Here is a 19,931-nt window from a genome sequence, read left to right on the forward strand (position 1 = left end):
GCCGTCATCCCAACGGGGCGGCACTGCGGAAGTTGCAGCGCCGCTACCCGGTCACGCGTCTGTCAGGCGGCCCTACTTCAGCCCGTCCCAGAATTCCTTCACCTTGGCGAAGAAACCCTCGGATTCCGGGCTGGAACGGCCGGTCTTCTCACATTCCTTCTCGAACTCCGCGAGCAGCTCCTGCTGCCGCTTCGAGAGGTTCTGCGGCGTCTCCACCGCCACCTGGACGTACATGTCCCCGCGCGCCGCGGAGCGCAGCACGGAGAAGCCCTTGCCCCGGAGCCGGAACTGGTCGCCCGTCTGGGTGCCGGCCGGGATGGTGACGCGGGCACGGCCCCCGTCGATGACGGGGACTTCCACCCCGCCGCCCAGCGCCGCCTGCGTCATCCGCAGGGGGACACGAACGAAGATGTTGGCGCCGTCGCGCTGGAAGATCGGGTGCGACTTCACGCTGACATCGACATAGAGGTCGCCCGCCGGCGCGCCGCGCAGCCCGGCCTCCCCCTCGCCGGACAGGCGGATGCGCGTGCCGTCCTCCACCCCCGCCGGGATGGTCACGGCCAGGGTGCGGTCGCGCTGGGTGCGGCCCTGGCCGGCGCAGACCTTGCAGGGGTTCTTGATGATGCGGCCGGAGCCGGAGCAGGTGGGGCAGGTGCGCTCGATCAGGAAGAAGCCCTGCTGCGCGCGCACCTTGCCGGCGCCCTGGCAGGTCGGGCAGGTCTGCGCCGCCTGCGCGGCCGGGCCTTCGCTGCCGGTGCCCTTGCAGGCCTCGCACACCACGGAGGAGGGGACGCGGATGGTCTTCTTCGCGCCCGCGAAGGCCTCCTCCATCGTCACTTCCACCTGCTGGCGCAGGTCGGCGCCGCGGCCGACGGGCCCCCGCCCGCCCCGGCCACGGCCGCCCAGGCCGCCGAACATCTCCTCGAAGATGTCCTCGAAGGCGCCGCCGAAGGGGTTGCCGCCGGCACCGCCGCCGCCGCCACCCCCGCCGAAGCCGCCCTGTTCGAAGGCGGCGTGGCCGTAGCGGTCATAGGCGGCGCGCTTCTCGGCGTCCTTCAGCACGTCGTAGGCCTCGTTCAATTCCTTGAACTTGCCCTCGGCGCTCTTGTCCCCCTGGTTGCGGTCGGGGTGGTACTGCATGGCGAGCTTGCGGTAGGCCTTCTTCAGGTCCTCCTCGCTCGCGTCCCGGGCGGCGCCCAGGACCTCGTAATAGTCGCGCTTGGCCATGGGGCCCCAAGTCCTCACGCTGGCTGGCCCGGGCCGGGGGAAACCGGCAGGGCAGCGTGTTCAACAAGCCTGTTTCAACAAGGCAACGCCCGACCCCCTTTCGGAAGCCGGGCGCGCCGGAGACCGGTCGATCCGGAAGCCTCGGCCTTACGAGGGCTTCTTCTTCTTCGGGTCGACTTCCTCGAACTCGGCGTCCACCACCTTGTCGTTGGGGTTGCCGCCCGGCCCGCCCTGGCCACCGCCAGCCGCGCCGGCCGCATCGCCCGCCGCAGCCTGCGCCTTGTAGAGCGATTCGCCCATCTTCATCGCGACCTGGGAGAGGCTGTCATTGGCGGCCTTGATGGCCTCCAGATCCTGCCCTTCCATCGCGGTGCGCGCGCTCGCGATCGCGGCCTCGACCTCGGCCTTCTCATTGGCCGGGACCTTGTCCGCGTTGTCCTTCAGCGTCTTTTCCGTCGAATGCACCAGGGCATCCAGGCCGTTGCGGGCCTCGACGGCTTCGCGGCGCTTCTTGTCGGCTTCCGCGTTGGCTTCGGCTTCCCGCACCATCCGCTCGATGTCGTTGTCGGACAGGCCCGACTTCGCCTGGATGCGGATCTGCTGTTCCTTGCCGGTGGCCTTGTCCTTCGCGCTGACGGAGACGATGCCGTTCGCGTCGATGTCGAAGGTCACTTCCACCTGCGGCACGCCGCGCGGCGCCGGCGGCAGGCCGGTCAGGTCGAACTGGCCGAGCAGCTTGTTGTCCGCCGCCATCTCCCGCTCGCCCTGGAAGACCTTGATGGTCACCGCGGACTGGTTGTCATCGGCCGTGGAGAAGACCTGCGACTTCTTGGTGGGGATGGTGGTGTTGCGCTCGATCAGGCGGGTGAAGACGCCGCCCAGCGTCTCGATGCCCAGCGACAGCGGGGTCACGTCGAGCAGCAGGACGTCCTTCACATCGCCCTTCAGCACGCCGCCCTGGATGGCGGCGCCGATGGCGACGACCTCGTCCGGGTTGACGTTGCGGGCGGGTTCCTTGCCGAAGAACTGCTTCACCACCTCGATGACCTTCGGCATGCGCGTCATGCCGCCGACCAGGATGACCTCGTCGATCTCCCCGGCGGACAGGCCCGCATCCTTCAGCGCCATCTTGCAGGGCTCGAGCGTCTTCTGGATCAGGTCATCGACCAGGCTTTCCAGCTTCGCCCGCGTCATCTGCATCACCAGGTGCTTCGGCCCGGAGGCGTCGGCGGTGATGAAGGGCAGGTTCACCTCGGTCTGCTTGGAGGAGGAGAGCTCGATCTTCGCCTTCTCGGCGGCTTCCTTCAGGCGCTGCAGCGCCAGCTTGTCGCCGCGCAGGTCGATGCCCTGCTCCTTGCGGAACTCATCGGCCAGGTAGTCGATGATGCGCGCGTCGAAATCCTCGCCACCCAGGAAGGTGTCGCCGTTGGTGGACTTCACCTCGAACACGCCGTCGCCGATCTCGAGCACGGAGACGTCGAAGGTGCCGCCGCCGAGGTCGTAGACCGCGATGGTGCCGCCCTTCTTCTGGTCCATGCCATAGGCCAGCGCGGCGGCCGTCGGCTCATTGATGATGCGAAGGACTTCGAGACCCGCGATGGACCCGGCTTCCTTGGTCGCCTGGCGCTGCGCGTCGTTGAAGTAGGCGGGGACGGTGATGACGGCCTGCGTCACCTTCTCGCCGAGATAGGCCTCGGCCGTCTCCTTCATCTTGGTCAGGATGTTGGCGCTGATCTGCTGCGGCGCGTAGGTCTTGCCGTCCACCTCGACCCAGGCATCGCCATTCGGCGCGCGGGCGATGGAATAGGGCACCAGGCCCTTGTCCTTCGACACCATCGGATCGTCGAAGCGACGGCCGATCAGGCGCTTGACGGCGTAGAGCGTGTTGGTGGGGTTGGTGACGGCCTGGCGCTTGGCGCTCTGCCCGACCAGGCGTTCGCCGTTCTTGGCGAAGGCGACCATGGAGGGGGTGGTGCGGGCGCCTTCCGCGTTCTCGATGACGCGGACGTCCTTGCCTTCCATGATGGCGACGCAGGAATTGGTGGTACCGAGGTCGATACCGATGACCTTGCTCATCCGATGTGGCTCCTCTTGCGGCGGCGAGGGTGCGGCCCCTGAAGGCACCGCGCCCGGCCCCTGCCGGATGGGGGTGTGTGGATGGAGCGTGACATATTCATCGCAGTGGCCCCGGGCAAGGGGGTGAAGCCCAGGACTCAGGCTTTGCGCGCTGAAGTCGCGGTGCGGTGGTCCGGCTGTGGCGTGGGGGACGCTTATGTCGTTCCGGCGCTTCCCTTCCTTGTGTAGATTGCGGCCGCCGATGATCCAGACCCTCCCCCTGCACCCCGACCGCGATCTCCTGGCCGGCGAGCTTCATGCCCGCCCGGCCCTGCCGCTCGCCACCCCCGTCACCATCAGCCGCCTGGCCATGCTGCGCGATGCGGGGGCCGATCGCGGCGCCGCGATCCGGCACCTGGAGACGCTGTGCCGCCGCTACGGGGTGACGCCCCCCGCGCCGGGCGCCGATTTCGTGATGGCGGATTTCGGGCGCTTCACCCTGCGCTACGAACGCCATACCGAATTCGATGGCTGGACCTTCCTGCGCCCCGGCCCCGATGCCGGCGCCCCCGACCCCTTCGAGGATACGGCGATCGAGGCCGTGCCCACGGATTGGCTGGCGGAACTGCCCGGCCGGACGCTGGTCGCCGCCCATATCGCGGTCCCCCGCACGGCCGGAGAGGACGAGCCCCCGCCCCCCGGCTGCTTCGTGCCCGACAACCTGGCGGGGTCCAGCGTTTCCGCCGGCGCCGCCACGGCCTGGACGGATTTCCGCCCCGGCGCGGATGGCTTCACCCGCATCCTGCTGCAGGACCACGGCATGACCGCGGCGCTGGCCGGCCGCCTGGCCCAGGCGGTGTGGGAGGTGGAGACCTACCGCCTTCTCGCCCTGCTCGCGCTGCCCCAGGCGCGCGCCTGTTCCGCCGAACTGGCCCGCGCCTCCGCCGGCCTGGCCGCGCTGACCGCCCGCCTCCCCGGCCTCGACAAGCTGGATGAGGAACGCGCGGCGCTGGATGAACTGACGGACCTGGCCACCACCATCGAACGCCTGGCGGCGGAGACGGCGGACCGCTTCAGCGGCACCCGCGCCTACCACGCCCTCGTCGGCCGCCGCCTGCAATCGCTGCGGGAGACGCGGCTGCATGGCCTGCCGACGCTGACTGAATATCTGGAACGGCGCCTCGACCCCGCCGTGGCGACGGTCGAGGCGACGGGCACGCGCATCGCCAACCTCTCCGTCCGTTGCGGCCGCGCGGTGGATCTTCTCCGCGCCCGTGTCGCCGTGGCGCAGGAAGCGCAGACCCAGCAGCTGTTGGGTGCCATGGCCGATACGGGCCGTGCCCAGCTGCGGCTGCAGGAGACGGTGGAGGGTCTCTCCGTCGCCGGCATCTCCTATTACGTGCTGTCGCTGGCGGGCTATGCGCTCAAGCCTCTGCCGCTCGGCGACATCAAGGCGGACATGCTGCTGGCGGTGCTGGTCCCGGTGGTGGCCGGCCTTGTCTGGATCCGCATGCGCCGCAACCGCCGAAAATCAACGGCCTAACTGGCGACGGTCCAGGGCCGGCTCGGCCCTGGCGCGGGGGGTGCGGGGGGAGCGGCGCTCCCCCTGCGGACCAAGGTCGGGTGCGGGGGGAGCGGCGCTCCCCCTGCGGACCAAGGTCGGGTGCGGGGGGAGCGGCGCTCCCCCTGCGGCAATCTAGAGACCTGCCGTGAGGTACCGCACCCGCTTCCCGTTCCGCGGATCCGTCGCTTCTCCCGCCGGCCGGAACCCCAGCCTTTCGTGAAACGCCATGCTGCCCGGGTTGGGCGGGTCGAGGTTCACCTCGCAGGCCAGCGTCGCCAGCCGCGCACCCCGTGCCTGCGCCCGCAGGTCCGCATAGAGCGCCCGGCCCAGGCCCTGGCCCTGCGAATCCTCCGCCACCACCACCCGGTCGACATAGGCGAAGGCGGGAAAGTGCTGGAGGAACCAGCCATGGTTCGGCCCCTGCGCCGGCGTCTCGTGGCTCAGCGCCAGCAGGAAGGCGGCGGGCGTGCCATCCGCGCCCTCGATCATCCGCGCGCTGAAGGACACTGCCACCAGCGCGCCGAAATCGGCGGGCGACAGCGCGTTCACCGCCGCCGCATGGGCGTTGTTCAGCGCGTTCAGCGCCGGCAGGTCCGCCGGCGCGATGGCGCGCAAGGTGGCCAGGCTACTTGCCCGCCACCACCACCATGGCCGGCTTCAGCAGGCGGCCGTGCAGCGTCCAGGCCGGCGTCCAGGCCTGGATGACGGTGCCGGGCTCCACGCCCTCCGGCGCCGGCTGTTCCGCCATCGCCTGGTGGAATTCGGGATCGAAGGCCTGGCCCTGCGCATCCAGCTTCTGCACGCCGTGGCGTTCCAGCATGGCGACGAAGCCGCGCTCCACGCCCTCGAACCCGCCGCGCAGCTTGGCCAGCAGCTCGGCCTCGTCCTCCGCCGCGGGCGGCAGGCTGTCGAGGCCGCGGCGGAGGTTCTCCGCCGTCTCCACCACGTCGCGGGCGAATTTCTGCACGGCGTAGAGCCGCGCATCCTCGGCCTCCCGCTTGGCGCGGGCGCGGAGATTGGCGTTGTCCGCCTCCGCCCGCAGCCATTTGTCGCGCATCTGGGAAAGCTCGGCCTCCAGCGCCGCGATGCGCTCGGCATCGCTCGGCGGGGTGCCACCGGGCTGGGTGCCGGCCTGGGCGCCCTCGGTCGTGGTGGCCTCGGCCGCGGCGTCGGCCGGGGTGGGGGTATCCTGCTTGTCGCTCATGTCGGTGGTGATCTGGATCTCAGGCCCAACTGGCCAGTAGGGGTGGCGGATCGGGAAGGGGAGGCGTTCGAAACGCGCCGCCCCCACCTAGGCGCCCCGATGCCCCCAGGCAAGCACCCGGATGCAGGCATCGGGCGCCGGCACCGGGGCCGGCCCGGCCCGTCAGGCCGCGCGCAGCCCCTGCACGGTGGCGCCCAGCATCTGGCGCAGCGCCGCCGCCCCCTGGTCCAGCCGCCGCGCCGTTGCCTCCAGGGAGGCGACGGCCGCGGTGGTCTCCCCGATCGCCTGTTCGGCGCGGCTGACGGCGCTGGCCGCGGCATCGGTGCTGCTGGCGACCTGCGCGGCGGTGCCGGCAATCTCCCGCGTCGCGGCGCCCTGCTGTTCCACGGCGGCGGCGATGGCGCCGGACACCGCATCCAGATCCCCCACCACATCGGTGATGCCGCGGATGGCCTTCACGGCTTCGGCGGTGGAGGTCTGGATGCCGGCGACCTGCTGGCCGATCTCCTCCGTCGCCTTCGCCGTCTGGGCGGCCAGGGCCTTCACTTCCCCGGCAACCACGGCGAAGCCCTTCCCGGCCTCCCCGGCGCGCGCGGCCTCGATCGTGGCATTGAGGGCGAGGAGGTTGGTCTGCCCGGCGATGTCGCTGATCAGCCGCACCACCTGGCCGATGCGCGCCGCGCCCTCCGCCAGGCCGTTCACCAGCGCATCCGTCTCCCGCGCCTGGCTGGAGGCGCGGCCCGCGACCTGTGCGGCGCCCGCCACCTGGCGCGTCACCTCCGACACCGCCGTGGCGAGTTCCTCGGCCGCTGCGGCCACGGTCTGCACCCCGGCGGCGGCGGCGGCGGTGGCGCGCGCCGCATCCTGCGCGCTGTCGCGCCCGGCCTTGGCCGCCAGGCTCAGCCCGCCCGCGGCCTGGCCGATCTCGGCTGCCGCCGAGACCACGCCCTCGGCCACGCCGCCGACCTGGGTTTCCACCTGGCCCGCCAGGGTATGGCGCCCGGCCCGGGCTTCCGCCGTCGCCGCCGCATCGCGTTCCAGGCGCCGGCCGAGTTCCGCCTTCTCCGCCGCCCGGGCGGCTTGCGCATCCAGCAGCGCCGCGCCGGCCGTGGCGAAGCCCTTCTCCAGCCCGGCGACCAGCGCGATGAGCGCGGCGGCTTCCGCCACCAGGACGCCGGCATGGACGCCCACGCGCAGCAGCGTGCCGGCTCCGCCGAAGACGACCACCGGCGCCATCTCGTTCAGCAGGGTGTGATGCAGCGCGACGGTCAGGGTGGCGAAGATGATCGCCCGCCGGTCCACCAGCCCCGCCACCACCGCGAGCGCCGCGAAATAGGCCATGTGCATGTCGATCCGCAGCGATGGCGGCGCCACCCAGACCAGCACGGAAACCTGCACCATCAGCGCCACCGCGATCACCGGCCGCGCCGCCGCCTGCCCCGGCCCCTTCCTGGCCGCCAGCAGCACCGCCGCCATCGCCAGCGCCGCCAGCGCGCCGCCGCCGCCCACCTCCGCCAGGCCGCCACCCGCCGCCCAGGCGATGAGCGCGAGGAGGGGCACCATCAGCCCCAGCGCGAACAGCAGGATTCGCGCGGTGTCGCGGCGCAGCTTGTCGAGATCCATCGTGGCAGTCTCCTCAATGCAGGCGGGCATGGTTCACGCGAGGCGCGCCGCGCAGGCGGCCCGGCCGAAGGCGACAAGGATCAGCAACGCGCCGCTTTCCCGGCGCAGCGAGGCGACATCCGCATCGCGCAAGGCGGGGGCGGCCATCGCGATGGTGAAGGGGCCGAGCGGGCGGACCATGGCCGGGTCCCAGCCCGGCACGCCCAGCACGCCGAGCAGCGCGCGATCCGCGCCAAGCCCCGGTGGGAAGACCATCAGCACCGGCAGGCCGGCGCGTGGCATGGCCTGCAGGGCCAGCAGGCCGAGGGTCGCAAGGCCGAGGAGCACCCACGCCCCGCCGGCGGACCGCGATGCGGCGATGGGCGGGCGCGGCGCCGGGGGCGCCAAAGGGGGCAGCGGGGCCATGCATCTCCCTAGGCCGCCCACGATAACCATCCATGAACCATTGCCGCGGACGCGGTTTCGGAACCATTGCCGCGGACGCGGTTTCGCCCCCCCCGTCTTCCGGACTACACCCGGCCTCATGCTCCGCAGCATCTTCACCGTCGGCGGCTGGACCATGGCGAGCCGCATCCTCGGCTTCGCGCGGGACATGCTGATCGCCGCCCGCCTGGGCGCGGGCCCGATCGGCGATGCCTTCTTCGTGGCGCTGCGCCTGCCCAACCTGTTTCGCCAGCTCTTCGGGGAAGGCGCCTTCAACGCCGCCTTCGTGCCCGCCTTCGCCGGCGCCTATGCGCTGGACGGGCCGGCCAAGGCGCGGGCGCTGGCCAATTCGCTGGCGGGGCTGATGACGCTGTCGCTCAGCGGCCTGGTCGCCATCGGCATCATCTTCATGCCGCAACTGCTCTTCGTGCTGGCACCGGGCTTCGTGGGAGAGGCGCTGCGCTTCCCGCTGGCCGTGGAACTCACGCGCATCACCTTCCCCTACCTGCTGTTCATCTGCCTGGCGGCGCTGGTCTCGGGCGTGCTGAACGGCATGGATCGCTTCGCCGCCGCTGCCGCCGCGCCGGTGTTGTTCAACCTGATCTCCATGGCGGCGCTGCTGGGGCTGACGCCCTATGTCGCGACGCCTGCCCATGCGCTGGCCTGGGGCGTCGTCGCCTCGGGCCTCGTGCAACTGCTGATGCTGATCGTCGCGGCGCGGGTGGCGGGGATGGTCATCAACCCGCTGTCCCGCCCGCGGCTGACGCCGGAGGTGCGCGGTGTGCTGCGCCGGATGGGCCCGGGGCTGGTCGGCGCGGGGGTCACGCAGCTCAACCTCGCCATCGGGATCATCATCGCGTCGCTGCTGCCGGCGGGCGCGGTGAGCTTTCTCTATTATGCCGACCGGATCTCGCAGCTGCCGCTGGGTGTCATCGGCGCGGCGGTGGGCACGGCCCTGCTGCCGCTGCTGTCGCGGCAATTGCGCACCGGCAAGGCGCTGGCCGCCCATCGCAGCCAGAACCGGGCCATCGAGCTGACGCTGGCCTTCGCCCTGCCGGCGGCCTTCGCCATGGCCTGCGTCGCGCGGCCCATCATCGGCACGCTGTTCGAACGCGGCGCCTTCGACGCCGCCGCCACCGCCGCGACGTCGATGGCCCTCGTCGCCTATGCCGCGGGGCTCCCCGCCTTCGTGCTGGTCAAGGCGCTGACGCCGGGCTTTTTCGCCCGCGGGGACACCGCCACCCCCGTGAAGGTGGCCTTCTTCGTGGTGGCGCTGAACCTGGCGCTCAACCTGGTGCTGACGCGGTACCTGTCGCATGTCGGCATCGCGCTCGCGACCTCGCTCGCCTCCTGGGTGAATGTGCTGGTGCTGGGCTGGCTGCTGGTGCGCCGCCGCCGGCTGGTGCTGGACCGCCGGCTGCGCCGCGCGGTGCCAAGGCTGGTCGCCGCGGCGCTGGTCATGTCCGCCGTGCTGCTGGCGCTGCAGGCCGCGATCTTCCCGCTGGACCACGGGCTGGCCCGCTTCGGGGGCCTTGCCGTGCTGATCGGCGCGGGGCTCGTGACCTATTTCGGCGCGGCCCAGGCGCTGGGCGGGCTCGACCTGCGGGAGGCGTTGCGCAGCCTCAGGCGGCGGAAGGCGTAGCGGCCTGTCGAAACGTGCCTGGCCCGCGCGTCATCCCCCCGGACGCCGATCCTGGCGCCGAGGAGACCGCCCATGCCCCCCATCGAGATCATCGGCATCCCGCAGAGCAACTTCGTCTGGGCCACGCGCATCGCGGCCGGGGAAAAGGGGCTGGCGCCTGTGAACCTGCCCCTGCCGCCCGGCCACGCCGAGGTGATGGCCCTCCACCCGTTGGGCCGCATCCCCGTGCTGCGGCAGGGCGGCCTGGTGCTGGCGGAATCCCGCGCCATCATGGCTTTCATCGACCACGCCTTCGACGGACCGCCCCTCATGCCGCGCGACCCGCGCGCCGGCGCGCTGGCGGAGCAATGGGTCTCCCTCATCGTCACGGCGGCGGAGCCCGTGCTGATCCGGCAGCATCTGTTCGCCTACCTCTTCCCCGGCACCGCCGATGGCCGGCCGGACCCCGCGCGGGTGGCGGCGACCCTGCCGGCGCTGGATCGCCATTTGGCCATGCTGGATGCCGCGCTGGCGGAGGGCTTCGCGGGCGGCGCCGCCTTCACCCTGGCCGATGCCTATCTGGTGCCGATCCTCTACTGGCTGCGCGGCCTGCCGGAGGCGGGCGCGCGCATCGCCGCGGCGGGGCACCTCGGCGGCTATCTCGACCGCATGCTCGCCCGGCCCGCCGTGGCGGCCACGGTGCCGCCGCCGCTGCCGCGCTGAGCGGTCTCTCAGCCCTCCAGCACCGTGATCCCGCGCAGCCCCGCCGCCAGCACGGTGCGGAGGTCGCGCGGGGCCAGGGCGACGCAGCCCTCGGTCGGGGAGAAATCCTCGCGCGCCACATGCAGGAAGATCGCGCTGCCCCGGCCGCGCTCCACGGGGGCATCGTTCCAGCCGAGTACGCCGATCACGTCATAGACCGCATCGTCGCGCCACAGCCGCTCATGCGATCCCCCGAAGGGCAGTTGCACCGGGCGGTTGTAGGCGCGGTCGCCCGCATCGTCGCACCAGCCATCGGTGGGCGACAGCGGCTCCACCGGCACCGCGCAGCGCGGCGGCGGGCCGCGATCGGCGCGGTAGAGCACGCGGCGCAGCGCCATGCTGGCCGCTGGCGTCGCGCCATCGCCCTCCTGCTTCGCCGTGGCCGGGCGGACGCCGCCCTTGCCCAGCGCGCAGGGCAGCACGAGCCCATCCAGGATCAGCAGCCCGCGCCTGCCATCACCCTGCGGCTGGACGCGGGCGAAGCCGGACTCGCCCGGCATCAGGCCAGCAGGTGACCGAAGCGGCGCGCCTTGGTCTCCAGATAGGCGTCGTTCACGCCATTGGCCTCGAACTGATGCGCCTCCCGCCCCTCCACCCCGATGCCGCAGGCCGCGAGGCCCGCCAGCTTGTCGGGGTTGTTGGTCAGCAGCCGCACCCGGGGGATGCCGACCGCGCGCAGCATCTCCGCCGCCACCCAGAAGTTCCGCTCATCCGCGCCATAGCCCAGGGCCCGGTTGGCATCGAGCGTGTCGAGCCCCGTATCCTGCAGCGCATAGGCGCGGAGCTTGTTCACGAGGCCGATCCCCCGCCCTTCCTGCGCGAGGTAGAGCAGCACGCCGCCTGCCGGGTCCTTGGCCATGCGGGCGATGGCGCCGCGCAGCTGGGGACCGCAATCGCAGCGGAGGCTCCCCAGCAGGTCACCGGTGAAGCATTCGGAATGGATGCGGGCCAGCGGCGCCGTGCCGGCGGCGAGCGCCGCTTCCGGCTGGCCGACCAGGATGGCCAAATGTTCGATCCCGCCATCGGCGGCGCGGAAGGCGACGATCCGGGCCTCCGGCGCATCCTCCAGCGGCACGCGCGCCTCCGCCACGCGCGCCAGAGTCAGGGCGGCGCCGGTGGGGTAGGACAGGATATCGGCGGCATCGACCGTCAGCAGGCCGGCCCGGAGGGAAGCGGCCTCCGTCGCCGGGGCGGCGACCAGGGCGGGCAGGAGGCGCGCCAGCTTGGCCAGGCCGATGGCGGCCAGGGCGTGCGGCGGCAGGGTGGCGCGCTCGGGCTCCACCGGCAGCAGGCGTTCGGCCGTCGGGTCCGCCAGGCTCTTCAGCGCGGCGGGATCCATCAGGCCGGGGGGCAGGCGCAACGCCACCACGCCCATCTCCGGCGGCGAACCGGCATTGGCCGCCGCCAGCGCCTGCGGCACCGGGCGCTGCAGCACCGCGGCCGCGCGGACGGGCGCCAGCAGCAGCAGCGCCGGGCCGATCGCGGCGGTCGCGATGTCCGACAGCCCCCGGGCGGACACCATCTCCGCCGCCGCGACCAGGATCGCGCCTTCCGGCCCGCGCACCAGCACCGGCGTGCCCCGGCGCAATTCGCTGGCAACCCGGTGCACGGCGCGCAGCGCCGCCACCTGCGCATCGCCAGGGGCGGGTTCGGTGTTCGGGCCGACGCCGTGATCGCGCAGCTGTGATGCGAGGGGGGCGGAGTTTTTCATCGTCTGGCGTTCCGGAATTCGCCCATAGGCGCGCCCGAATGTGGCGTGCGGAAGGCGTTTGGGAGGGGGCCGGCCCCCAAGAAAATCGTTCTGCCCGTCAAGCCGGGGTGATCGTGACCTAATGGTCACGAGGCTTGCTCCCCGCATGACGCCTCGGGCAAGATTGGGACGATCCGATCGCGTGTCGCGTCCCGAAATCGCGAGATTCAGGCACGGCTGCGTGAAACCGATGCGCACCGCGCCCGTTGTGAAGGCGCCTCACAGATACGGGAGCTACCATGGCCGGTCCACGCCCCATCCTCGTCGTGGACGACGACGAAGCCCTCCGCCAGACCCTGGCGGAACAATTGGCTCATGACGGTGAATTCGTTGCCTCCGAGGCTGCCACGGCCGCCGAAGCCCTGGCCAGGCTGGCCGCGGAGGATGCGCGCTTCGATGCCATCGTCCTCGACATCGGCCTGCCGGACGGGGACGGGCGCGAACTCTGCGCCCGCCTCCGCAAGCAGGGCCTGCGCATGCCGATCCTGATGCTGACCGGTGCCGATGGCGAACAGGACATCGTCCGCGGCCTCGATTCCGGGGCCAACGACTACATCGCCAAGCCCTTCCGGGTCAGCGAACTGATGGCCCGCCTGCGCGCCCAGCTCCGCGTCTTCGACAACAGCGAGGACGCGGTGTTCACGGTGGGTCCCTATACCTTCCGCCCCTCCGCCAAGCTGCTGCTCGAAGCGGCCCGCAACCGGAAGATCCGGCTGACGGAGAAGGAGGCGGCGATCCTGAAGTACCTCTACCGCGCCGGCGGGCGCCCGGTCGGGCGGCAGATCCTGCTGAACGAGGTCTGGGGCTACAACAGCGCGGTCACGACCCACACGCTGGAGACCCACATCTACCGCCTGCGCCAGAAGATCGAGCCGGATCCGTCCAATGCCCGGCTGCTGGTGACGGAAGGCGGCGGGTACCGGCTGGACCCGGCAGCGGGGCGGGCGCAGGCGGCGTAAGGCCCGCGGGTGTCGAGAAGGGGGAGCGCTGCTCCCCCTTGACCCCCTCGCCAGGGTCCGAGGGGACCCTGGACCGCCGGATTTGCCAGTACTGATGACGGTCAGGGACTGGCGAAGGGGGGGCGGCGAGCCTCACTCGAACCGGCAGGCCTCGTCGAAGCTCAGCCGCGGGCCGCGCGGCGGCAGCGCGGCGGGTTCGCCATGGCCGAGTGCCACCAGGAAGTTCGACTTCCACCGCGTGCCGGCGAAGAACAGATTGTCCAGCTGGTAGTTGTCGAAGCCGCTCATCGGCGCGGCATCCAGCCCGACCGCCCGCGCCGCCATGATGAGGTAGGCGCCCTGCAGCGTGCCGTTTCGAAGCGCCGTCGTATCCGCCAAGGCGGGATTGTCGGCATACCAGCCGCGCAGCTCCGCGCCGGGGAACAGGAAGCCCAGCTTGTCGTAGAAGGCCTGGTCATGCGCCACGATGCAGACCACCGGCGCCTTCATCGTCTTCTCGACATTGCCGGGCGACAGCACCTGCTTCAGCCGGGCCTTGCCTTCCGAGGTCCGGATGAAGACGAAGCGCGCCGGGCTGCAATTGGCGCTGGTCGGCCCCATGCGGAGAAGGTTGTACATCTCCTCCAGCTTCGCCTCCGGCACCGGCCGGTCCTGCCAGGCGTAGTGGGTCCGCGCCTCCCGGAACAGGATATCGAGCGCCTGGCCATCCAGCACGGGCGCGGGCTGGGGCGCGGGCTCCGGGATCGGCGGGACGGCGGCGGGGGCTTGGTCGGTCATGGAAGGCGGCTCCGGCAGGTCTCTGCCGGAGGGAGATAGGCCGGCGCGGCGCGCCGGCCAATGCGGCCGTTATGCCTCGACCTGCTCCACCCGCACCACTTCCGGCACGTAGTGGCGCAGCATCGTCTCCACCCCGTGCTTCAAGGTGGCGCGGGAGGAAGGGCAGCCGCTGCAGGCGCCCTGCATGCGCAGCCGGACGATGCCCTCGCGGAAGCCGCGGAAGACGATGTCCCCGCCATCCGCGGCCACGGCCGGACGCACGCGGGTGTCCAGCAATTCCTTGATCTGGGCGACGATCTCGCCGTCCTCGGCCTCGAAATCCTCGGCCTCGGCGGCTTCGTCCTCGCCTTCCATGGTGGGAAGGCCGGCCAGGTAGTGCTCCATGACGGCGCCCAGCACGCGGGGCTTGAGCAGCTGCCAGTCCGCATCCTCGGTCTTCGTCACGGTGACGAAGTCATTGCCCAGGAAGACGCGGGCGACATCGCCCACGGCGAAGATGCGCGCGGCCAGCGGCGAACGGCCATCGGCCTCCGCCACCGCGGTGAAGTCGGCGGTGCCACGGCCGCCCATGACATCCCGACCCGGGATGAATTTGAGGGTGGCCGGGTTCGGCGTGCTTTCGGTTTCGATGAACATCGGGACTGGTTTCCGCGCTTGACTGGCGATACCCGACCTATGTGGTCCGTTTTACCGTCCCGCGCAACGGCAGCCCGATGGCGGGCGCGTGGCCTTCACGTCACGCGTTCCAGTTCCGCATCGCTCAGCGCGCCCGGCACGATGGTCATCGGCACCGGCAGCTTGGCGGCGTAGCGCCCGGTCAGCGCCGCGATCAGCGGGCCGGGGCCCGATCCGTCCGTCGAACTCGCCAGCACCAGGATGGAGATGCGGGGGTCCTCCTCCAGCAGCGCCAGAAGTTCATCCCGCGGCTCGCCCTCCCGGATCAGCAGGATGGGCAGGCCGCCGGTGATGTCGTTCACCTCCGCCGCCAGGGTGGAAAGCAGTTTCTCCGCCTCCTCCCGCCGCTCCTCCGCCATCAGCGCGCCGATGCCGGCCCATTCGACCTGTCCGGCGGGCTCCACCACCCGCAGCAGGGCCACGCGGCCGCCGGATTTCTTGGTGCGCAGCGCCGCGTAGCGCAGCGCGACGCCACGCTCCGGGCTGTCATCCACCACCACCAGGAAGACGCGGTCGCGCCGGGCCTTGGCCGCCGCCGCCGTCTCATCCGCCCGATCATCCGGCATCAGCCCCTCCGGAACAGCACGCTGCCGATCCAGCCGGCGAAGGCCGCCAGCAGGATGCAGGCCAAGCCATACAGCACGGGCTGCCCGCGCGCGACGTCGGCGATCCAGGCCGCCGTGCCGCTGCGTACCACATCCATGCGCAATTCCTGCCGCGCCACCACGCGGCCTTCCCGCACCAGCATCACCTGGATCTGGTAGGCCCCGGTCGCGACCGTTGCCGGCAGCGGCAGCCGGGCGTGGAACAGGCGGCCGCCGGAGACCTCCACCGGCTTCACCTGGTCCACCCAGAGCCCCGCATCCTGCTTCAGGCTGGCCAGCGCCGCGCGGAATTGCGGCCCCCGCGCGCCCAGCTGCACCAGCGGCATCAGGTCGAGCCCGAGGCGGAGATCCTGCCGTTCCACCCCGTCCAGCAGCGTCGCCACCGGGCTGGTGGAGGCCAGCGCCCAATAGGTCGGCACCCGGTTGAAGCGGGCGGAGGGGCCGTTGATCCAGGCGCCCAGCATCTCGACCTTCTGCCGCACGACGATGGAGGTGGTCGGGCCCGTGGCCAGCACCACCACCTCATCCCCCTGGGCGCCGATCAGGCGTTCGGTCGCGCCGAAGACCAGGATCTCGCCCCCCGTGAAGGCGGTCGTCACCTCGATGGTGGAGACGGAAAGCTGCGCGGCGAGCGATGGCGGCGCCAGCGTCGGCGGCGCGGCGGGCGGTGGCGGGGCGACCTGGGCGGCAGCGGGCGAGGCCAGCGCCAGGAACAGCAGCAGCGCGCGAATCACGGCGCCGGGCCGATGACGAAAAGCTGCTCCGGCACCCGCAGCAGGTCCCACAGCAGCGCCAGCGCGACGGACAGCACCAGCGCGCCGAGCAGCGCGCGCGTCTCCTCCCCCCGCAGCTTCGTGCCCATCGCGGCGCCGATCTGCGCCCCCACCACGCCGCCGGCCAGCAGCAGCAGGGTCAGGACGATGTCGACGCTGCCGACCTGGATGGCCTGCAGGAAGGTGACGTTGGCGGTGACGAAGACGACCTGGAACAGCGACGTGCCGATGACCACGGCCGTCGGCATGCCGAGCAGGTAGATCATCGCCGGCACCAGCATGAAGCCGCCGCCCACGCCCATGACGGCGGAGAGCAGGCCGATGGCGAAGCCGATCAGCAGCGGCGGGATGACGGAGATGTAGAGGCGGGATTTGCGGAACCGCATCTTCAGCGGCAGCCCGTGCATCCAGAAATGCTCATGCAGCCGCCGCGGCCGCGCGCGGCGTCGCCGCAGGATGGCCGTCAGGCTTTCCCGCACCATCAGCCCGCCGACCGTGCCGAGCACGACGACGTAGAAGATGGCGACGGCCAGATCGACCTGCCCCGCCCGCCGCAGCCAGGCGAACAGCTGCACGCCCAGCACCGACCCCGCGAAGCCGCCCACCAGCAGCACGGTGCCCATGCGGACATCGACATTGCCGCGCCGCCACTGCGCCATCAGGCCCGAGACGGACGCGCCAAGGGTCTGGTTCGCGCCGGAGCCGACGGCGACGGGGGCGGGGATGCCGATCAGGATCAGGATGGGCGTCAGCAGGAAGCCGCCACCGACGCCGAACAGGCCGGATAGCCAGCCCACGCCAAAGCCGATGCCCAGCAGCAGCAGGGCATCAACCGACATCTCGGCGATCGGCAGATAGACCTGCATCGCGACTCACTCTTCCCGGGGGACATGGCGGGAATGCGGCGGTGTGGACCCGGAAGCCCGGCGCCGCAAGTTTCCGCCCGGAAAAAATCCGGCTCTCCGGACCACAACCTGCGGAAGAACCATCGCCTCGCCCGAAACCCCCCGAACCCGCCATCCCGGGCTGCGTTGCCTGCGGGCATTCAAGCCGAGGGGTTCTTTCCATGCAGACCACTATCGCCACCGCACAGGGCATGCCTGCCCAAGGGATGACGGGCGGCATCGCCGCCGAGGGCGCGCCCGCCCTGCCCAGCCGCATCTCCTGGGGCGCCGTCATCGCCGGCGGCGTCGTCGCCGTCGCCGTGGGCGCCATGCTCAATGTGCTCGGCCTCGCCATCGGCGCCACCACGATCGACCCCGTGACGGTGGGGGAGACACCATCGGCCGGCACCTTCGGCATCGCCGCCGGCCTCTGGCTGCTGGTCGCCAACCTCATCGGCCTGGCCGCCGGCGGCTATGTCGCGGCGCGACTGTCGGGGACGGCGGATGACACGGATGGCGTGCTGCACGGCCTGTCCGTCTGGGCGATCGGCTTCCTGATCTCCGCCGTGCTGCTGGGCAACGCGGCGGCCGGCGCGGCCGGCGGCATCAGCCGCATGGTCGGCAGCGCTGCGCAGGGGCTGGGCCAGGGCGCCGGCGAGGCGATTGCCGCCGTCGCCCCCGCCGCGCGCAGCATCGATCCGCGCGCCATGGCTGAGCGGCTGCAGACGGGCCTGCAGACCGGCGGCGACCCGGCGACGATGACCAACGACCAGCGCCGCACCGAGATGGCGCAGATCATCGCCAGCCGCGTCACCAGCGGCACCGCCGACCAGGGCGCGCGGGATCGCCTGGCACAGCTGGTCGCCGCCGAATACGGCGTGGCGCCGGAGGAAGCCCGCACGCGCGTCGATCGCCTGGAAGCGGAAGCCACCCGCGTGGCGCAGGAAGCCGAGGCGCGCGCCCGCGCCGCTGCCGATGCGGCGGCCAATGGCGCGGCGGTCGGGGCCTACTGGATCTTCGCGGCCATGCTGCTCGGCGCCGTCGCGGCGGTGTTCGGGGCCCGCACGGGCACCCGCAACACGGTGCGTGCCATGGATCGCCGCCTGGCCTGACGCAGACTTCCCGGGTGCCGCAAGGCACCCGGGCCTTCAGTCGAGATGGGCCAGGAAATGCGCCAGCGCCGCGATATGCGCGTTGCTGAGCCCGATCACCGCCGAGTTCATCTGCGTGTCCACGCCGGCGCGGGTGCCGTCGCGATACCCGATCATCGCCTGCACCAGGTAATCCTCCCGCTGCGCGGCCACGCGGGGAATCTGGGCCCGGCCCCCATAATCCGCGACATGGCAGGTCGCGCAGTGCCGCGGGCCGGTCAGCGCCTGGCCGGCGGCGAACAGAGCCTCATCCTTCGGCGTGCGATCATCCGGCGGGCCGGGGGGCAGGCTGGCGAAGAAGGCGGCCAGGTCCTCGATATCGCGGTCCGGCAGCCCCTGCGCGAAGGGGTTCATCGCCGGGGCGTGGCGGATGCCCTCCCGCAGCAGGATCATCTGCACGGTGATGAAATCCGCCGGCTGCCCGGCGAGGGAGGGCACGCCCGGCACCTGGCTGCGGCCATTGTCGCCATGGCAGTTCACGCAGCGATGCGCGGCAAGGTCCGCGCCCCGGGCCGCATCCGCGGCCCGGGCCATCTCAGGCACGGCGGCGGCCAGCAGGGCCGCCGCCAGCAGTCGCAGGAGCATCACTGGCGATAGGTGATGCGATAGATCGCACCCATCTGTTCATCCGCCACCAGCAGCGCACCGTCCCGCGCCACCTGCACATCCACCGGCCGGCCGAGGAAGCGCTGGTTGGCGTCGTCACGCAGGCCGGTCATGAATTCCTCCACCCGCGTCACATTGCCCTGCGCGTCCAGATGCGCGACCGCGACATCGAAGCCCGAGAGCCGTTCCCGGTTCCAGGACCCGCGGCGGGCGATGAAGATCTGGTTGCGGTACTGCTCGGGGAACATCGTACCCGTGTAGAAGCGCATGCCGAGGGCCGCCGTATGCGGTCCGAGCAGCGCCGCGGGCTGCACGAATTCGCTGCAGGCCCGCCCGGCGTTGAATTGCGGGTCCGCGCTGCCGGCGGAGCAGTAGGGGAAGCCGTGATCCTCCCCGCTGCGGCGGATGCGGTGCAGCGTGTCGTTCGGCCAGTCATTCCCCGCCCAGTCGCGGCCATTATTGGTGGCCCAGAGTTCGCGCGTGACGGGGTGGTGCGCCATGCCGACGCTGTTGCGGACGCCGCGCGCCTCGATCCGGCGGTCGCTGCCATCCGGGTTGAAGGAGACGAGGAGGGCGAACTTGTCGCGATCCGTTTCGCAGACGTTGCAGTTCACGCCGACATTCGTATAGATCCGGCCATCCGGGCCGAGCGACGCGAATTTCCAGTGGTGGTTGCCGGCGTGCTCCTGCTCCGTCGGCAGGCCGAAGGCGGCGGTCAGCTCGACCGGCGCCGGGATGTTGTCGAGGTTGGCCTCGATGTTGTCGTAGCGCAGCACGCGGTTGACCGCGATGACGAACAGGCTGTTGCCGACCATGACCAGGCCGTTCGGCTGCGCCAGGCCCTGCGCCACGATGCTGGTGCGGGTCGTGCCATCCGCGTTGCGCCGGACGGCATAGACCCGGCCGATGGCGCGGGACCCGGCGAAGATCGTGCCGTTCGGCCCTTCCGCCATCATCCGCGCGCCGGGGATGCCATGCGCGTAGATCTCCGCCTGGAACCCCGGCGGCAGGCGCAACGCGCCCACCGGCACCTGGTCCGGCGGCGTCACCGTCAGGCGCGGTGCATGGGGGGCGAGGGTGGAACCCTCCGGCCTTCCGACCGCCCAGCCCGGTACCGGGGCGGGTGCGGGGGCCTGGGCAAGTGCCGGAAATGTGGCCAGCGCGGCGAGGAAGCCGGCCGCCAGAAGCGATGTGCGGACCATGTATCTCTCCCTTCCGGTGCGCTCTTCGGATGGCCACCGGGATGGGGGAGCATGGCGCAGCACGACCGGG

At 71.7% G+C, this 19,931-nt stretch carries 20 protein-coding genes; 5 read left to right on the forward strand and 15 right to left on the reverse strand.

Translation table 11 applies throughout. From position 1 onward, the window contains the following. Positions 1–72 precede the first annotated feature (72 nt). The gene (gene dnaJ / locus BM041_RS11380) at positions 73–1,227 is read right to left on the reverse strand and encodes a molecular chaperone DnaJ (RefSeq protein ID WP_092959444.1); all 1,155 of its coding nucleotides are present in this window, start codon (positions 1,225–1,227) and stop codon (positions 73–75) included. A 147-nt stretch (positions 1,228–1,374) separates the two neighbouring features. Beyond that, on the reverse strand, positions 1,375–3,351 hold the full coding sequence (gene dnaK, locus BM041_RS11385; protein ID WP_281244536.1) for a molecular chaperone DnaK: 1,977 nt from the start codon (positions 3,349–3,351) through the stop codon (positions 1,375–1,377). 193 nt (positions 3,352–3,544) lie between these two features. On the opposite strand from dnaK, the gene BM041_RS11390 reads away from it, so the two are divergent. Beyond that, positions 3,545–4,825 carry a DUF3422 family protein gene (locus BM041_RS11390; RefSeq protein WP_175533874.1) on the forward strand — a complete coding sequence of 427 codons (1,281 nt, stop codon included), beginning with the start codon at positions 3,545–3,547 and terminating at the stop codon, positions 4,823–4,825. 153 nt (positions 4,826–4,978) lie between these two features. On the opposite strand, the gene BM041_RS11395 is transcribed toward BM041_RS11390, so the two are convergent. The 4 genes from BM041_RS11395 to BM041_RS11410 all read right to left on the reverse strand — a co-directional run bounded on the left by BM041_RS11395 (position 4,979) and on the right by BM041_RS11410 (position 8,078). Next, on the reverse strand, positions 4,979–5,461 hold the full coding sequence (locus BM041_RS11395) for a GNAT family N-acetyltransferase (RefSeq protein ID WP_217648690.1): 483 nt from the start codon (positions 5,459–5,461) through the stop codon (positions 4,979–4,981). A 10-nt stretch (positions 5,462–5,471) separates the two neighbouring features. Continuing rightward, positions 5,472–6,050: a nucleotide exchange factor GrpE gene (locus BM041_RS11400; protein ID WP_092959844.1), complete on the reverse strand. Its 579-nt coding sequence runs from the start codon at positions 6,048–6,050 to the stop codon at positions 5,472–5,474. Positions 6,051–6,212: 162 nt separating this feature from the next. After that, positions 6,213–7,673 carry a methyl-accepting chemotaxis protein gene (locus BM041_RS11405; protein WP_092959452.1) on the reverse strand — a complete coding sequence of 487 codons (1,461 nt, stop codon included), beginning with the start codon at positions 7,671–7,673 and terminating at the stop codon, positions 6,213–6,215. Between the two features lie 33 nt (positions 7,674–7,706). After that, a complete protein-coding gene (locus BM041_RS11410; protein WP_092959454.1) occupies positions 7,707–8,078 on the reverse strand; it encodes a hypothetical protein in 372 nt (123 codons plus the stop codon). A 118-nt stretch (positions 8,079–8,196) separates the two neighbouring features. Between BM041_RS11410 and murJ the strand changes: the two genes are divergently transcribed. After that, on the forward strand, positions 8,197–9,738 hold the full coding sequence (gene murJ, locus BM041_RS11415; protein ID WP_092959456.1) for a murein biosynthesis integral membrane protein MurJ: 1,542 nt from the start codon (positions 8,197–8,199) through the stop codon (positions 9,736–9,738). Positions 9,739–9,810: 72 nt separating this feature from the next. After that, positions 9,811–10,440, forward strand: coding sequence for a glutathione S-transferase family protein (locus BM041_RS11420; protein WP_092959458.1), 630 nt, complete (start codon positions 9,811–9,813; stop codon positions 10,438–10,440). 8 nt (positions 10,441–10,448) lie between these two features. Here the strand turns inward: BM041_RS11420 and BM041_RS11425 are convergent, their stop codons facing one another. Further along, a complete protein-coding gene (locus BM041_RS11425; protein WP_139226027.1) occupies positions 10,449–10,979 on the reverse strand; it encodes a L,D-transpeptidase family protein in 531 nt (176 codons plus the stop codon). Continuing rightward, entirely contained in the window at positions 10,979–12,190 is a 1,212-nt protein-coding gene (ribA, locus tag BM041_RS11430) for a GTP cyclohydrolase II RibA (protein WP_092959460.1), read from the reverse strand. Before ribA ends, BM041_RS11425 begins: the two co-directional genes overlap by 1 nt. A gap of 278 nt (positions 12,191–12,468) precedes the next feature. On the opposite strand from ribA, the gene BM041_RS11435 reads away from it, so the two are divergent. Continuing rightward, positions 12,469–13,188 carry a response regulator transcription factor gene (locus tag BM041_RS11435; RefSeq protein ID WP_092959462.1) on the forward strand — a complete coding sequence of 240 codons (720 nt, stop codon included), beginning with the start codon at positions 12,469–12,471 and terminating at the stop codon, positions 13,186–13,188. 132 nt (positions 13,189–13,320) lie between these two features. Here the strand turns inward: BM041_RS11435 and BM041_RS11440 are convergent, their stop codons facing one another. The 5 genes from BM041_RS11440 to BM041_RS11460 form a co-directional block, all read right to left on the reverse strand. Beyond that, entirely contained in the window at positions 13,321–13,965 is a 645-nt protein-coding gene (locus BM041_RS11440) for a malonic semialdehyde reductase (protein ID WP_092959464.1), read from the reverse strand. Positions 13,966–14,034: 69 nt separating this feature from the next. Continuing rightward, positions 14,035–14,601: a NifU family protein gene (locus BM041_RS11445; RefSeq protein WP_092959466.1), complete on the reverse strand. Its 567-nt coding sequence runs from the start codon at positions 14,599–14,601 to the stop codon at positions 14,035–14,037. A gap of 95 nt (positions 14,602–14,696) precedes the next feature. After that, entirely contained in the window at positions 14,697–15,206 is a 510-nt protein-coding gene (locus BM041_RS11450) for a universal stress protein (protein WP_092959468.1), read from the reverse strand. Then, complete coding sequence (locus tag BM041_RS11455; RefSeq protein ID WP_175533876.1) at positions 15,206–15,979, reverse strand: TIGR02186 family protein; 774 nt, start codon at positions 15,977–15,979, stop codon at positions 15,206–15,208. Before BM041_RS11455 ends, BM041_RS11450 begins: the two co-directional genes overlap by 1 nt. Beyond that, positions 15,976–16,884 (reverse strand): sulfite exporter TauE/SafE family protein, encoded by a 909-nt coding sequence (locus BM041_RS11460; protein ID WP_092959472.1) that lies wholly within the window; start codon positions 16,882–16,884, stop codon positions 15,976–15,978. The genes BM041_RS11455 and BM041_RS11460 overlap by 4 nt, the downstream gene beginning before the upstream one ends. A gap of 230 nt (positions 16,885–17,114) precedes the next feature. Here BM041_RS11460 and BM041_RS11465 point away from each other — a divergent pair, with 230 nt between their 5' ends. Continuing rightward, positions 17,115–18,014, forward strand: coding sequence for a hypothetical protein (locus BM041_RS11465; protein ID WP_175533893.1), 900 nt, complete (start codon positions 17,115–17,117; stop codon positions 18,012–18,014). 36 nt (positions 18,015–18,050) lie between these two features. On the opposite strand, the gene BM041_RS11470 is transcribed toward BM041_RS11465, so the two are convergent. Together BM041_RS11470 and BM041_RS11475 are read right to left on the reverse strand one after the other, a co-directional pair. Next, on the reverse strand, positions 18,051–18,638 hold the full coding sequence (locus tag BM041_RS11470; RefSeq protein WP_139226028.1) for a c-type cytochrome: 588 nt from the start codon (positions 18,636–18,638) through the stop codon (positions 18,051–18,053). After that, positions 18,638–19,861: a PQQ-dependent sugar dehydrogenase gene (locus BM041_RS11475; RefSeq protein ID WP_092959476.1), complete on the reverse strand. Its 1,224-nt coding sequence runs from the start codon at positions 19,859–19,861 to the stop codon at positions 18,638–18,640. Before BM041_RS11475 ends, BM041_RS11470 begins: the two co-directional genes overlap by 1 nt. Positions 19,862–19,931 lie beyond the last annotated feature (70 nt).

This window comes from Falsiroseomonas stagni DSM 19981, assembly GCF_900114315.1.
GTDB classification, from domain to species: domain Bacteria; phylum Pseudomonadota; class Alphaproteobacteria; order Acetobacterales; family Acetobacteraceae; genus Falsiroseomonas; species Falsiroseomonas stagni.